The sequence below is a fragment of the Rhizobium sp. CSW-27 genome (assembly GCF_018760785.1).
In the GTDB taxonomy this organism is placed as follows: Bacteria; Pseudomonadota; Alphaproteobacteria; order Rhizobiales; family Rhizobiaceae; genus Neorhizobium.
On record NZ_JAHHZO010000032.1, the window covers coordinates 1 to 13447 of the forward strand.

The 13447-nt window shown below is 60.4% G+C and carries 17 protein-coding genes; 1 reads left to right on the plus strand and 16 read right to left on the minus strand.

Features of this window, described 5'->3' with window-relative positions:
• On the minus strand, positions 1 to 2479 hold a 2479-nt coding region (locus tag KLP42_RS25955), incomplete at its 3' end, for a tape measure protein (RefSeq protein WP_252193282.1).
• Between the two features lie 581 nt (positions 2480 to 3060).
• Between KLP42_RS25955 and KLP42_RS25960 the strand changes: the two genes are divergently transcribed.
• Positions 3061 to 3717 (plus strand): SPM autocatalytic domain-containing protein, encoded by a 657-nt coding sequence (locus tag KLP42_RS25960; RefSeq protein ID WP_215571074.1) that lies wholly within the window; start codon positions 3061 to 3063, stop codon positions 3715 to 3717.
• On the opposite strand, the gene KLP42_RS25965 is transcribed toward KLP42_RS25960, so the two are convergent.
• The 15 genes from KLP42_RS25965 to KLP42_RS26030 form a co-directional block, all read right to left on the minus strand.
• Positions 3706 to 4326 (minus strand): hypothetical protein, encoded by a 621-nt coding sequence (locus tag KLP42_RS25965; protein WP_215571075.1) that lies wholly within the window; start codon positions 4324 to 4326, stop codon positions 3706 to 3708. The two genes, KLP42_RS25960 and KLP42_RS25965, sit on opposite strands and share 12 nt — an antisense overlap.
• A gap of 356 nt (positions 4327 to 4682) precedes the next feature.
• Positions 4683 to 5201 (minus strand): GIY-YIG nuclease family protein, encoded by a 519-nt coding sequence (locus KLP42_RS25970; protein ID WP_215571076.1) that lies wholly within the window; start codon positions 5199 to 5201, stop codon positions 4683 to 4685.
• 197 nt (positions 5202 to 5398) lie between these two features.
• Positions 5399 to 5521, minus strand: coding sequence for a hypothetical protein (locus tag KLP42_RS27180; RefSeq protein WP_286675512.1), 123 nt, complete (start codon positions 5519 to 5521; stop codon positions 5399 to 5401).
• A 92-nt stretch (positions 5522 to 5613) separates the two neighbouring features.
• Positions 5614 to 6027: a gene transfer agent family protein gene (locus KLP42_RS25975; protein WP_215571077.1), complete on the minus strand. Its 414-nt coding sequence runs from the start codon at positions 6025 to 6027 to the stop codon at positions 5614 to 5616.
• Between the two features lie 35 nt (positions 6028 to 6062).
• Positions 6063 to 6497 carry a phage tail tube protein gene (locus tag KLP42_RS25980; RefSeq protein ID WP_215571078.1) on the minus strand — a complete coding sequence of 145 codons (435 nt, stop codon included), beginning with the start codon at positions 6495 to 6497 and terminating at the stop codon, positions 6063 to 6065.
• A gap of 53 nt (positions 6498 to 6550) precedes the next feature.
• Positions 6551 to 6982, minus strand: a complete 432-nt coding sequence (locus KLP42_RS25985; protein WP_215571079.1) for a DUF3168 domain-containing protein — start codon at positions 6980 to 6982, stop codon at positions 6551 to 6553.
• Positions 6982 to 7395, minus strand: a complete 414-nt coding sequence (locus tag KLP42_RS25990; protein WP_215571080.1) for an HK97-gp10 family putative phage morphogenesis protein — start codon at positions 7393 to 7395, stop codon at positions 6982 to 6984. The genes KLP42_RS25985 and KLP42_RS25990 overlap by 1 nt, the downstream gene beginning before the upstream one ends.
• Positions 7392 to 7730: a phage head completion protein gene (locus tag KLP42_RS25995; protein ID WP_215571081.1), complete on the minus strand. Its 339-nt coding sequence runs from the start codon at positions 7728 to 7730 to the stop codon at positions 7392 to 7394. Before KLP42_RS25995 ends, KLP42_RS25990 begins: the two co-directional genes overlap by 4 nt.
• Positions 7723 to 7908 carry a hypothetical protein gene (locus KLP42_RS26000; protein WP_215571082.1) on the minus strand — a complete coding sequence of 62 codons (186 nt, stop codon included), beginning with the start codon at positions 7906 to 7908 and terminating at the stop codon, positions 7723 to 7725. Before KLP42_RS26000 ends, KLP42_RS25995 begins: the two co-directional genes overlap by 8 nt.
• Before the next feature lie 8 nt (positions 7909 to 7916).
• Positions 7917 to 8531, minus strand: coding sequence for a head-tail connector protein (locus tag KLP42_RS26005; RefSeq protein ID WP_215571083.1), 615 nt, complete (start codon positions 8529 to 8531; stop codon positions 7917 to 7919).
• The gene (locus tag KLP42_RS26010; RefSeq protein WP_215571084.1) at positions 8531 to 8962 is read right to left on the minus strand and encodes a DUF7302 family protein; all 432 of its coding nucleotides are present in this window, start codon (positions 8960 to 8962) and stop codon (positions 8531 to 8533) included. The genes KLP42_RS26005 and KLP42_RS26010 overlap by 1 nt, the downstream gene beginning before the upstream one ends.
• Positions 8963 to 9031: 69 nt before the next feature.
• A complete protein-coding gene (locus KLP42_RS26015; protein ID WP_215571085.1) occupies positions 9032 to 10510 on the minus strand; it encodes a phage major capsid protein in 1479 nt (492 codons plus the stop codon).
• A 27-nt stretch (positions 10511 to 10537) separates the two neighbouring features.
• Complete coding sequence (locus KLP42_RS26020; RefSeq protein ID WP_215571086.1) at positions 10538 to 11404, minus strand: head maturation protease, ClpP-related; 867 nt, start codon at positions 11402 to 11404, stop codon at positions 10538 to 10540.
• Positions 11401 to 12633 (minus strand): phage portal protein, encoded by a 1233-nt coding sequence (locus KLP42_RS26025; RefSeq protein WP_252193283.1) that lies wholly within the window; start codon positions 12631 to 12633, stop codon positions 11401 to 11403. Before KLP42_RS26025 ends, KLP42_RS26020 begins: the two co-directional genes overlap by 4 nt.
• Positions 12634 to 12713: 80 nt before the next feature.
• A partial coding sequence (locus KLP42_RS26030; protein WP_502941353.1) for a terminase large subunit domain-containing protein occupies positions 12714 to 13447 on the minus strand: 734 nt, incomplete at its 5' end.

The following is a 13447-nucleotide window of genomic DNA, read 5'->3' on the forward strand; positions in this document are numbered from 1 at the left end:
GGACGCGCGGCACGATCTTTCCATTCTGGTCCGGCACGAACAGTTCCGGCCGGTTTTCCCCGACGATGTAGGGTTGCCCTTTCAGGACAGGCCCGCCGGTTGCGCGGAACAGGCCGCCGATCCCGGAGAACAGGCTGCCGAGCAATCCGCCCGACGATCCGCCGGATGATGGTTTGAACAGGCTATCGAGCCCGCGACTGATCAGCATCGAGCCCAACTGCTTGGCGATGCTGCCCAGCGCCGAACTGAGGCTTTTCGCCCCAAGCAGCGCATCGGTCATATTGCTCTTGAAGCTGTCATAGAATTCGGCCGCAGCCTCTTCCGCCCGCTGCTGTCCTTCCGTGACCTGCCGCAGGATATCCGCCTGCCGCGCATAGGCTTCCGACACCTGATCGATCTGGCTGCGCTGGTCAGCCGACAGCTGGATGCTGGCGAGATCCGTCTGCCCCTTCCGGCGCGCTTCCTCCCGCAGATCGGCCAGCGCCACCTGTTCAAGGTCGAGCGCCATCCGCCGCTTTTCCTGCTCGCGATAGGTCAGGCCGATGATTTCCTGTTCCTCGATCAATGCCGCCGTGCGGTCGCGGATCGCCTGAATGTCGCCGTCAAACCGGCTGTCAGTTGTTGACTTGATCGAGCCGGAGCCCGAGCGTCCGGATTTGTTGCGGGCTTCGGATGCCGCGACGTTTGCCGCAGCCTGCGCCTTGATCTGATCTTCCGGCAGGAAGCCGCCCTTCTCCGCCAGATCCTTGCGGATCGAGGCGATTTCCTTCTCGATCGCCAACTGCTCACGGCTCAAACCGTTCTGGCGCTGCGCCTCTTCCGAATAGGCCTTGCCGATCCGCAGCATCTCCTCGCCTTGCGCGCGCGAGGCGGCATACTGCTTGTAGCCGGCAATCTGCTGTTCCGAGAGGGCCGAGCCTGTCGTGCCCGCCAATTCCGCACGCGCAGCCCTGGCGCCTTCGACGACTTCATTGAGACGATCGAGCAGCGGCGCAAACGCATCCGCCACCCCCTGAAAATCCGGGTTGGCATTTGCCAGCGCATAAAGCGCGTTCTTGGCACCGGCTGCGCTGACACTGCCATTGTCGAGGCCGACCTTCAGTTCTTCGAGCTGCGCAAGCTGTGCCGGCGAGATCGTGTCGCGATCGACGTTCCTGAACAGATGGTCGAACAGGTCGGCAACCGCTTCGGAAGCCTCGGCTGCCGCATCGCTCGTTGCAGCCACTTCCTTGCGCAGTTTGTTGACCAGCACCGCGTTGATACGGTCGCCGGCATCTTCCGTCTTCTGGGCAGCTTCGTTTGCCGCCTCCCCCATGCGCTTCAGGCGCTCTTCAAACAGAGCCGCCCCTTCGCTGGCTTCCGTGGAGCCGGAATAGAACAGCGCCAGCGCCCCGACTGCCGTGGCGCCGATCACCGCGCCAATCGGACCTGCCGCGACGGTAAGGCCGCTCATTGCGGTTGCGAGACCGGCAATCGTGCCGGCGGCACGGATGGCGGCCACAAACCGGAAAACCGCCGTGGTGGCGAGCCCAAGGCTTGCGATCATGCCAGCGATGGAGCGGCCGACCAGGGCGCCGGCAATGATTGCCGCAACCTTCAGCACCACATCGGCCGTCTGCTCGAAATTATCCGCGAGCGCATTGAGGCCCGCGACCAGGCGCGCACTGGCGCCAAGGCTTTCGTCGGTCTGGCCGATATATTTGGTGAAGGCGTTGTTCACCTTCGTCATGCCCTGCTCGATGGTCTGCGTGGCATTGGCGGCCATGGCCTGAATGCTCGGCAGTCCCTTGAGGAAGGCCTGAAAGAATTGCTGTCCCGACACCTTGCCGTCGTTGACCAGCTGTTTCAGCTTGGACACCGATCCGCCGGCCTCATCGAGACCATTGGCAACCGCCATCAGGATCGGCCGCGCACCTTCGTTGATCGAGTTGAATTCTTCCGCCTGCACGCGCGTTTGCCCGAGCAGCTGCCCGAGCTGGGTCAGCGCGCCGGAAGCTTCCGATGCGCTTTTGCCCTCGACCTTCAGCGCCGTTGCCACACCGTCCGAGAATTTGAGCAAGTCGCCCTGGCTTGCTCCCAGCACATCGGACGCCTGGGACGCCTTGCCGAACAGGTCTGCCAGCGCGCCGATCGGCGCGGCATTGTCCTGTGCTGACTGGTACAGGCGATCGAGAACGGCCGTCTGGTTATCGCCAACGACGCCAGCGACAGCCAGGCTGTTCTTTGCCGTGGTCCAGGCGTCGGCATAGCGCTGCACGGCATCCACCGACAGCGCCGCGCCAATGCCGAGCAATGGCGTTGCAAGGCTATGGGCCATGTTGCGGCCGATGTTGTCCAGGCGCTTGTTCGTCGCAAGCCACGTCGTCTCGACCTTGCGCGCCGTCTGCGCCGTGACGCCGTTGACCTTCTGCAGGTCCTTCATGAAGGGGTTGAGCTCCATGCGCATGACAGCGCGAAGCTCATCAAGGGTGACGGCCATGATGGGTCCTGGTTAGGTTTAATGGAAAATGGCGGGGCGCGCGTGGCAGCGAAGGCGGCCAAGTCGATCACGGGCGCGTCGTCAAGTAGGGCTTATTGCAGGAATCGTATTGGCAAATGCCATGTCGGCTTTGCGCCAGAAGTGGCATATCCTCATGGCATTCATGTCGGTGCGCTCCAGAGCCCAGAAAGGGTATTGGAGACATTTCAAAATAACGGCTGCTTTAGGAGCACGGAAATGTAGTTGAACAGCGCCTGCTTTAGCAGCAGCCAAAATGTTCAAACTTGAGCCGTTTTACTGTCAATCCCACGCCGTCTATTTATTGATTTTTGCTTTTGGTGTTGTAAAATGTGCATCACGGATAATGGGGCATTCTCGTGTTATTTTGGAACTATACTTCGAAATTTCGAGGAAGTGTTGCAGGCGAGGTGCGCGCGCCTAGACAAGATTCGCTGTGGGCGCGCATATTCAGATTTTGCGGAGACTACTGTTCGCCAAAGAGTTCAGATGAAAAAGTCATTTTTTCTAGATGCTTCAGATTCTCAATCTATTATTTTCCAGTATTGCTACTGTTCCTCTACGTGTTCTCGATCAAGCAAACTAATACGCTGGGCGATTGTCCGATAGCAATTGATCTGAATGGCAACGAGCGCATTGATATCACGGGGCTAACCGCTACCCAAAATAAGCTCTACAGCCTGTTTTCAACTGGAAATTTTGTTCGTTTCGACGTTTTTGGCGACGGCACGATGCAGGAGATTGACTGGATCACAAGCAACACTGACGGCCTTATTGTCGAATGGGATGCACAAAATCCCAAGACGACGCTGACCGGCCGAGACCTTATGGGATTTGTTCGCGAATTCCCTCGTACCGCCGAAGAAGATGCGACAGAAGAAACCTATAGAAACGGATATGAGAAGCTTGCAAGCTTTGATGAAGACCATGATGGAGAGGTCAGTGGTGAGGAACTGAAGAAGCTGGCCGTTTGGATTGACAACGGGAATGCGCAGCTAGAACCGGGTGAAATTCTGTCGTTTGACCAACTCGGCATCACCTCTCTCCACACTTCCTTTGACAAAGAAGAGGGGTATTACGGTTTCGAAGCCCTACGCGGGTACGCACGGAAAGGGGAGAACATCTATGTGTTGACCGAGGACATCTGGTTCCTAAATAAGGCAGCAATACCCAATCTAGACCTGCAGGTTGCAAATGCTTTCAAAAAGCTAGGTTTTTGAGGGCGGTTCGAATCGAACCAACACGATCACGGCAAGCAGTCCGAACCCAACATTGGCAAAGTCCTGCAGCAGCCTGAGCGGGGTGGCTCCGGGGCAAAGATCGCCGGCGGAAATCTTCTCGTCTCCGATGGCAACTGACAGCGAATAGAATACGTAATCCCACGCATTCCGAGCTATCTGCGGCGTCAGCGTCCACAAATCGCCGTCTTTTGGCAAATCCACGGACAAATTTCCGATGATCATCGGAACTAGCTCAGGGTCAAGCTTGCCGGGAAGCGAGAGCAGGACGGATGTAGCGTCGACTTTTTCCATTATGCCGAACTGGTAGTAGCCTGCCGCGAAAGTGAAGACACTGAACTCGAAGGCGAACACTATAATCGCGATATTGGTGGCGAGTTCCTTGGAGTGGAGCAGCGCATAGCGCGCTGTTCTGAACAATAGTGCGAAGGAAACGACAACAAAGATATATGGGACGATCTCGTAGGCGAAATGCCAATCTTGAAACGCCCAACTTGGTACATGGCAGTGAAAGCGGCTTAGTGAGATGGATGTGTAGAGCCAATATGAGAGCGGTATAATGATAAAGCCAGGCAAAAGGCGAGGAAGCATATTTTTCTAACCCCACAGGTTTTTATTTAAACTTTCTGATGTAATATTTGCAGTCAATGCTATGCGCACGCTCCTATATTATGTGAAAGGCAACGTCGCGCCGTCGCTGTTCAAAACCTGTGACCTGCCAGCCCGTTTACCCTTGTCTGTCAAATGAGCTCGATCGAGTCGTGCAATGACTGTTCCGGGCCGAAGGCCGCCTTCCGCTTCGCGCCAAAAGCAGAATCTGCGAAGTCATGCCCACGCCGAATCTAGAATGTTGCGGCGGCGCGACATGCAGTTCCGAACCTTCGTCGCAGCAGCAAACTGTCGCCGCGCGCGACACCGCTTCATCTCATCTCAAAACGTCCAGTGCCTTAGTTCCAGCCAGGCTCGTCACCCCTATCCTCGTAGTGTGCTTCGTGCGCGCCACATTCTAGGCACATCATTCCACCTGCGGTCTCAACCTCTCTCCAACCGGAAGCCCAGCCACAGCGCGGGCAGAATTCGTCCACCTCGAACTCGCCCCAATGCCAGGGACTGGCGTACACCGGAATGGCATCGCTATCGAGACCGATGATTTCGAAAGGATCGCCCTCAGTTGCAAGGAATGCGTTGGTGGAATGGCTATGGAGTGCGTCGAGGATTTGCTCTGGATCCACACTGAACCATTCGCCACGCACCACATCGTCTTTGAGGCCCTTATGCAGATCGGCCTCAACTCGCCGATCTTCCGCACGGTCCTTTGTGCGAATGAACCCCATGACAGCGATCTCCCGAGGGTTGCCTGTCTGAAGGTTTCGCAATCTTTTTGGGATATCATTCGAATAACCAACCTTGACCGAATAACGCCAGTCGCCATCGGGGTCCCGCTCAGCGAAAAAGTATACTGCCATCTAGGCATCCTATAATGTGTAGAACTATTTTTTAAACAGTGGTTGAAAGTGTGCTGCGGTCAAGAGAGCTCAAGCATCAGCGTCTGCAAAGGGCCAATTTTAGCCACGCTGCGTCAGGATCTTGCGGCCTGAATTTTCCGGCTGTGGACGTTGAGTTGTGGTATCTCGAAGGCGACAATAGCAATCTCGCCACCTCCCTACCCCGCCAACCTCCTCAACATCTCCTGATGCTCCTCAAAGCTCGGCGCCTCCGGCACGTCTTCCGCGCCATTGGCCTTGGCATAGCCATCGGCACAGGCGGCAAACGCCCATAGCATCATGCTGTCCACCTCAGACGGCGCAAACCCCATGATGGCGCCGAGGCCGTAAAAATCCGAGAAGACCAGGCGGCCGTCGCCCCCGTCTTCTCGGTCTACGGCTTTCCCGGCTTTTCGCCCTCCGGGGCCGTCAGCGCGTGATGCAGGATGGCGGCCGCGATCCCGACATTGTCGACCAGGGGCGAGCGCGCCAGGTCATCGACATACCGGGTGACCATGCCAAAGGCGTCTGTGGGCGTCATGCCGGCGCCGATGAGCCCGAGGCGAATGGTCTCGCGAACATCCTCGACGCGCCAGTCACCGCCAATGCCACGCAACAGGGCATAGGCATTGAAGTCTGCCAGAAAGTCCGGATCGGAGGCACCGAGCGGATAATTCTCCGGGTCCGGTCGCCTGGCATTGGCGGCCTGTGGCTGCGAGGCCATGAGGCGGGCAAGGATCGTGGCGGGTCCGGCACTGCAGGCGAGCTGCAGCTCCTGCAACTGGCCGATGGCGAGGCGAAAGGCCATGCTTTTGCCAGCGAATGGAAGGGCGAGTGGCGCGCTCATGCCGCACCGACCCAGACCACTTCACCGTCCGACTGCAGGGCGATCGTGCAGGAGACATAGCCCTTGCCTTCCTTGGCAATGCCAAGCGACGTGATCACGTAGCGCCCGGCATAGTGGCCGCCGCCCTGTGCTGCCGGCAGGTCGATCAGCACGCGGGCATCAATGGGCTCGCCCGACAGCTGCTGGTCGCGCAGGCGTCCATAGCTCATCGGGTCCATGGTGCCGGCACCATTGATGCTGGCAGAGAGCGTATCGACCGAGCGCAGCACCCAGCCCGGCGCATCGGGGTTTTCGCAATTGGGGTCGGTGGCGTCCGTGGTGGTCGCCTCGACGGTAAAATCCTGCGAGGTGTTGATGGTGCAGGCATGCGAGAAGGCCTGCGGATCGGCGCCGTCGCCAAACTGCACCAATAGCTTTTTTGTCGTCGCCATGACGATGGTCTCCATATTCAGGGGATGGTGGGATTTTGCAGTCAGTTCGCTATTCAGCCAGTCTGGGGCTGGGTCTCGACCGACAGTTCCAGGCGCGCACGGCGGGTGACGCCATCGGGATCGCGGCTGAAGGTGATGTTCTCGACGCGCATGCGGTCGAGGACGTGGCCGGCAATCGCCAGGTCCTGTTCGTGAAGGCCAATGCGCAAGAGGCCCGCAATGCGCTTGGCTTCAGGATAGCCGATCGCCCGCGACCAGACATTGAGATTGATGAAGGTGGTGGAGCGGTCAAAGCATTCTTCATCGATCGGCACGAGCTGGCCGTCGGCAATCGAGATGTAAGGGAAGTCCGCCCCGGTATCGGCAATGCGCTCACTGGCCGCCGGCACATCGTCATAGACGCGGCCGGCAACATCATCGCGCGTCAGCTCGGCCACGCGCGCCACAAGCGCCACCTGAATGGCAAGGCTCGGATCGTCACTCATTATTTGCCCGCCGTCTTCAGCGCCCGGCGCACGGCAGCCCGAACACGCGCCCTGGCCTTTTTCTTGCGCACCCGGATTGCCGGCAGGAAGAATGGATTGGCGGGCATGTCTTCGGTCCCGAACTCTTGCCCCAGCGCATAGTCATAGGTGGGGGAATTGCCCTTTTCCGAGTTGCGCACGGGCTTTGTCGTCGCCGCACCGCCGGCCCGGATGACGACACCGATTTCCGGGTCGGGCAGAGGTTCGGAGCGAATGGTGCCTGCCAGCGTCAGATCATCCTTCGGCACCAGCGAGCGCTGCAGCATGTTGATCTCGCGGCCCTGCAACATCAGCTCCGCCTTGGCACGCTTGCGCACCTCGGCAGGTATCCGCTCCAGGCGCCGGCGCAGTTTTTCCAGTCCGATGAACTTCATGAGGCAACCCCGCTGATCACGGTGAGAAAGACGCAAAGCGGATCGGTGACGGCATCCACCTCGCGGATCGCATAGACCGTGCCACGCCTGACATCGCGCAGCTGCCAGTCTGTCCCGATGGTTTTGGAACTCGAATCCTTGCGCAGTCGAACCTTGAGGATAGCGCGCCCCTGCAGGCGCTCGGCAACAACTGCCTCGCTGCCACCGGCATAGACAAAGGCGGCCCGGCGCTGGAACTGCTCGACAAAGTCAGAGCGATAATTGCCGGCGCCATCGTCAGTGCGCGCCCGCTTGTCGAGTGCCACCCGCTCTTTCAGACTGCCGGCATCAAGCATCGCCGCCTGCCTTCGGCGCCGATCGCGGCGCCCTGACGGTCACGGCCGCCTTTGCGGCAAGCGCCTGGTCGGCGCAGTCGCGTTTGACCGTGTAGGTTTGACCGGCCTTGTAGGCGATCGTCACGCCGAACACGGCCGGCCGGTAGTCAAAATCCTTGAGGAACCGGACACGGGCCATGGTCACTCCTATCGATAGATGCGGTAGGGCTGCAAAAGCGCATCGACCGCAAAGGGGAGAGTGACAGCGCTCTGGCCGATCACCACCGCCTCGCGGTTCCGATACCAATGCGCAACGAGAAGCAGGATGGCAAAGCGGATGGGTTCCGGCACATTCGCTACCCAGACAGCAGGCGTGCCCGCCTGATGGGTGCCAGATGTCTTGGCGCAGCCGACCCGATAGCGGATGACGACCCGCTGATTGCGCCCGGAGACGAACGGCCAGGCGCCGGACAGAGGATAGACGCCACCCGCATCGATTTCGTATTCGGCAGGCGGGATCGTCTCAAAGCTATCGGCACCAAGCCGAACCCGGATCGAGACCAGCTCAAGCACCGGACTGAACGGCAGATGGATGTAGCCGTCAGCCTCGGAGTGGAAGTCCTCCATGGCATAGTCGAGCGTCTGGATACCGAGCGCCCGCCCGAGCCAGCCGGTCGGCCCATCGATCCAGGTCGTGGCGGCCAGGATGAGGCCTTCGACATAGGCCTCGTCTTCCTCTGGCAGTTCGGCCAGATGCCGGCGGGCATCCTCCAGCGTGACGATCGGCACGGGTGGCTCAACCACCCAAATATCGGCCGCCATTACTTTTTGCCCTTGGTGCCGGCCGGCTCTTTCTCGGGATCGGATTTAGAGAGAGCCGCGACCAGGCCGGACAGGTCCGTCACCTGCTTTTCCGCATCGACGAGGGAGGCCGTCTTGGCGCCAAGCTGCTGTTCCAGATCGGCAATGCGGGTGGTCTTGTCCGCCAGCTCCGATCGCAGGGCTTCGAGCTCGACAGCGCGGGCATCCTCTGCCGCCGCCCTCTCCTGCTCGGCCGCTTTCTGTGATGCCTCGGCCGCCAGCCGCTGTGCCTCGCGTTCGGCTTCTGCCTTGGCCTCGGCCTTGGCGTCATAGGCAACAAAACTGCCCTTCTGCACGAGCGCCTTGCCCAGACGATCATCGACCGTGATCACCTCGCCCCGGCGCACATTGCCATATTCGCCATACGAGCTGCGCTTTGCTTTGATTTCCATGTCGGTTCTCCATTGGCGATGCAGCGGGCAGAACAATGCTGCCCGCCGTCATCTGCCGATCGCGATTGATCAGGCGGCAAGCGCCGTGGTGAAGTCGCCGGCAACCAGAGCCTTCGGACGCTTGACGGCGAGCGCCAGGCGCTTTTCGGCGCGAACGGTCAGCATGTTCTTGACGAAGTTGTCGCGGTCTTCGGACGAGATCGCGACTTCCGTATCCATGCGGTCCCAGACCTTGGCGGCCATCTTGAAGGCACCCGCCAAGAACTCGTCCTGCCCCATTGCCTGCGTGGAGATGACCGGCCGGCCCCAGAGCTGGGGACCGAGCATCTGAATGATGGTGGCAAAGAGATAACGGTTCTCGCCATCCTTGGTGAGTTCGATATCGGCCCAGTCGATCGGATTGAGCACGATGCCATCGGCCGGATATTCGGCGAGTGACGCCTGAAGCAGCGCCAGGCGCAGCACATCGATCTTGGTCTTGGCCGCAACCGTGATGCCCGCCGGCTCGGCATAGTCGGTTGCCTGCGGCACCAGACCATGCAGGTTCTGCCCGAGACCGTCGCCCTTCAGGATCTGGGCTTCCTCGACAAAATCGAGACCATAGCGCAGCTCACCATCGATCTCGCTCTGCAGCTGGGGAATGTCGTCCATCGCCTGGCGCGACACCGGCACCCAATGGGCAATGGTGCGCACCGGCGCATCGGCCGGCTCATAGGTGTAATTGGATTCAGGCTTCAAGGCCCCTTCGGCAACTGCGGCGGCCGCATTCACCCGCGCCACCATGCGGGCATATTCGATGCTGTTCGAGGTCGTGGTGCCGACCTGCAGGAGCTGGCGGATGAAGAACTGCCGGCGCGGCATGCCGACGATTTCCGTCTCCCGCTGCGGGGTAATGAGCGCGCCGGCCGAACCGGCCGAGGTGGTGATGGCATTCTGCACCGAGACGTTGACCGTACCCTTGGCGCCGGCTGCCACGAAGGCCTTCACATTGGCATGGTCACCGACCAACTGGCCGAGCGATTTCGGCTCATCCTGTGTGCCGCCACGGCGCGAGGCCAGCCGCTGTTCGAGATCGGTGTTGCGGGTCGAAAGCTGCTCGACCTTTTCCGTCAGCCTGTTCTGGGTCTCGGCAAGCTTGGCCTGGTCGGACAACAGCTTGTCGGCCTTCTGCTTGATCTCATCGGAGACCGAGCCGGCGGATTTCGCCTGGCGAAGGGCTTCTTCGGCGGTCTGCTTGACGCCGTCGGAGACTTCCTTCAGCGACGCCTTCACGTCAGCCAGCAGCTTTTCGACATTGGCCTCGTTGCGAACGGAACCGATGATGCCAGCCGGAAGCGAAGTCATCAGGAGCGATGCCGGGAACGAAGGCATGCGGGCCTTTCGCATGTGGGCAGGATGAGCACCGGCCATCATGACCATCGCCATCACGGGCGGATGGGTGGTGGCGGCCGACGCAAGGTGCGCAACCAGGTCCGAAGACGGCATGGCAAAGCAGGCGGTGGCGATCACGGCAAGCGCGATCGCTCCGCAAAGAGCGAAGAGTTTCATGGGAGATGTGTCCTTTGGGTCCGGGCGTTAGACGGACGTTTTGAAGGTGTTGAGCGTTGATTTGAGGAGGTCGTTGACCTCCGTGAGGACGGCAGCGTCGTGCATGCCGGTTGAGGCAGCGCCAGGCATGCCCCCTTTGAGAGCCGCAATCAGATCGCGCCGCTCGGAGCGCGGCACGTTGAGTTGCGCCAGAAGATCATCGACGCGGTGGGCGGCGACCCGCGTTTTCGCAGCGGCCGAGTTTTGCGGCGAGGCAGCGATTTCGTCAGAGGAGAGAAGCGAATCCGCCAAACCCTTTTCGACCGCTTCCGCCCCGCCGATCCATGTTTCCCGGTCGAGCATCTTTGCGACGTCTTTGGCATCCATGCCCGAGCGTGCCACATAGATATCGACGGCGGCTGCATCGAAGGGTTCGAGGAAGTCGGCCACCTCGCGCAGCTGATGACGGTCGCCTTCGGCCACGACCCAGGCATTGTGGATCATCAGGAAGCCGGCGCGCGCAATCTGCACCTCGTCGGCCGCCATCGCAATGACCGAGGCGGCCGAGGCGGCCACGCCGAGGATTTTGACCGTCACCTTGGCCTTGTGTTCGCGAAGCGTGTTGTAGATCGCCAGGCCCTCAAAATAGTTGCCGCCGGGCGAGTTGATGTTGACGACGACATCTTGGTCGCCGATCGAACGCAGGGCTGCGGCCACACGTTTGGCCGTCACCCCCTCGCCCCAGGCGTCATTGCCGATCACGTCGAGAACCGAGATCGTGTTCTCGACGGTCTCAGCCGTGCCGGCGGCTTGGCGGATATCGGGGTTCCAGTTCTCAAACGCGCGGGCCGTCACTTTCGAATGCAGGCCAGGGCGAATGCCAACGGCGGCACTCGGGAGAATACGAAGGGTCATGCGGCCACCTTGTCTGTTTCACCTTGCAACCAGGCGCGCATCGCCGCGCGGGCTGTATTGCCATCACTTGCGGCGCCCAGGACTGAGAGCGGCGCAAGGTTGGTCTGGGCGGTCAGTTCATCGCCGCCCTCGACGCGTGGCAGGTTGAGCTTTGCCCGACCTTCATTGCGCGTCATCAGGCCGTTTTGCGTCATCACCGACAGGAACGAGGCTTTGGCGGCACTGTCCATCTGCAACAGCGCCTCGCGGTTGAACTCGGCATAACGGCGCCGATTGCCGCTCGGGCGGATCAGCTGCTTTTTGATGCGCGCCTCGATACGGTCGCAGAGCGGATCAATGCCAAGCGTCAGCCAGGCCAGCAGGATCTGCTCGACGCCCGAACCCCACATCGTCTGGCCTTGTGCGGCATGCCCGATGATGATCGGCGGCATGCCGAACCACCGGCACATTTCCTCAACCGAGAAGCGGTGGTTTTCCAGCATCTGCGCATCGACCGGCGACAGCGACAGCCGGTCGTATTTGAGGCCGGCTTCCAGGATCATCAGCTTGCCGGCATTCGAAGAACCGACAAACCGGCTCATGATGGTTTCGAGATCAGTCCGCTGTTTCGGATCGAGGATCTTTTCAGACGACAGGATGCCGCTTGCCTGCAACCCCTTGCCAAACAGCCGGCCGGCCGCCTCGTCAATCGCAATCGCCGAGCCAAAAGTCTGCGACCCGAACTGGATGGGAGAGAGACCGACATCACCGCCAAAGCCAAAGCCCTTCAGGTGAAAGACCTTGTCGCGTGGCAGGATCTCGCTCTTTCCGCGATCGATGACGTTGAACTTCAAGGCACCGTCTGCATCCCGGAACGGGTGGCAATGGGTGCTGGGCATTGGCTGCAGCGCGCTCAAGCGCGTGCCGATCTCGACCTTTTCCGCATAGGCATTGCCCGTGGTCATCAACCAGGCGACCATGGTTTCCCAGAATTCGAGCGGCGTCTGGTCTTCGTTCGGGCTTTCGCACAGGACATCGACCAGCGCGTCGTCGGCCTCGACTTTCACCCGGCTATTGTCGCCGCGCTTCTCAAAGATCGACAGCGGCAGGCAGGACACCGCCTGCGCCGTCAGCCGAACGCAGGCCCAGACGGTGGCAAGCTGCATGGCCGTGTTGAGGGTGACCGTCTTGCCAGCGTGATTGCTGGTGCCAAAGGCTGCCGCCCATCCGGCACTGTCCTTCAGGCTCAAGCGCCTTTCCTTGGACACCAGCTCCTCGCGCGTCGCGTTGGATGGCGCAGTCGCTGCACCGCGTTTGTTGCGTTTCGCCATCAGATACCGACCATCACGGGGTTGGAGAGGAAGTCGTCGAGGTTTTCCTCGGGACGTTGGCGGCACAAGGCGATCCCGACCGACATCGCCGTGGACACCATGCCGTCGATGCGACCAAAGGCGTTTTCCTTGTCGAACATGCGGTGACCGGTCCGGTTTTCCGCATAGACAACACTTGCCGCGCAAAGATCGAGCATCGGGTTCGGATCGATCTCCATCCGCTGTTCGTACAGCGCATTCTCGAACATGTTGATGCTGTGCGGCATCCAGAGATAAAGCTCCTTCTCACCCTCGGGCGCTTGCTTATCCCGGTCGATGATCCGCTTCTGGAAGCCCTGCGGGTGGATGGTGATCGGCAAACTGACACCATCGGCGGACAAATGCTCCTGGAGCTGCTCAAGTCCGTACTGGTCACCGCCGATTTCGAGCGGGGCATAGAGTGCGCAAAGCCTGGCCAGCGCTTCGGCAAGCCAGGAATATTTGAGCCGCTGACCGGGTACTGCCTCGATATGCGCCTGGTCGACCCACAGTTCATAGGGCGCCTGGTCGGTATTGGCCCTGTCCTTCAGCGTATCGGCCGGCGTCCAGAACCATGTCTTTGACGCAAGCCGCTCGGCATCCTTGGTGGCATCGAGCACCCAGGTCAGCGTGAATGCGGTAAAGTCGCGCGTGCGAGACAGATCAAGCCCGCCATAACAGGGATAGCCACCGGCAATCAGCGCCGGCAGATCGA

Excerpts from the sequence above, each read along its gene's own strand:
- KLP42_RS26015 (WP_215571085.1), bottom strand. The coding sequence starts at position 10,510 with ATGAAACTCTTCGCTCTTTGCGGAGCGATCGCGCTTGCCGTGATCGCC.
- KLP42_RS25970 (WP_215571076.1), bottom strand. The coding sequence starts at position 5,201 with ATGGCAGTATACTTTTTCGCTGAGCGGGACCCCGATGGCGACTGGCGT.
- KLP42_RS25985 (WP_215571079.1), bottom strand. The coding sequence starts at position 6,982 with ATGAGTGACGATCCGAGCCTTGCCATTCAGGTGGCGCTTGTGGCGCGC.
- KLP42_RS26000 (WP_215571082.1), bottom strand. The coding sequence starts at position 7,908 with ATGGCCCGTGTCCGGTTCCTCAAGGATTTTGACTACCGGCCGGCCGTG.
- KLP42_RS25980 (WP_215571078.1), bottom strand. The coding sequence starts at position 6,497 with ATGGCGACGACAAAAAAGCTATTGGTGCAGTTTGGCGACGGCGCCGAT.
- KLP42_RS26005 (WP_215571083.1), bottom strand. The coding sequence starts at position 8,531 with ATGGCGGCCGATATTTGGGTGGTTGAGCCACCCGTGCCGATCGTCACG.
- KLP42_RS26020 (WP_215571086.1), bottom strand. The coding sequence starts at position 11,404 with ATGACCCTTCGTATTCTCCCGAGTGCCGCCGTTGGCATTCGCCCTGGC.
- KLP42_RS25995 (WP_215571081.1), bottom strand. The coding sequence starts at position 7,730 with ATGCTTGATGCCGGCAGTCTGAAAGAGCGGGTGGCACTCGACAAGCGG.
- KLP42_RS25990 (WP_215571080.1), bottom strand. The coding sequence starts at position 7,395 with ATGAAGTTCATCGGACTGGAAAAACTGCGCCGGCGCCTGGAGCGGATA.
- KLP42_RS26010 (WP_215571084.1), bottom strand. The coding sequence starts at position 8,962 with ATGGAAATCAAAGCAAAGCGCAGCTCGTATGGCGAATATGGCAATGTG.
- KLP42_RS25965 (WP_215571075.1), bottom strand. The coding sequence starts at position 4,326 with ATGCTTCCTCGCCTTTTGCCTGGCTTTATCATTATACCGCTCTCATAT.
- KLP42_RS25975 (WP_215571077.1), bottom strand. The coding sequence starts at position 6,027 with ATGGCCTTTCGCCTCGCCATCGGCCAGTTGCAGGAGCTGCAGCTCGCC.
- KLP42_RS27180 (WP_286675512.1), bottom strand. The coding sequence starts at position 5,521 with ATGATGCTATGGGCGTTTGCCGCCTGTGCCGATGGCTATGCCAAGGCC.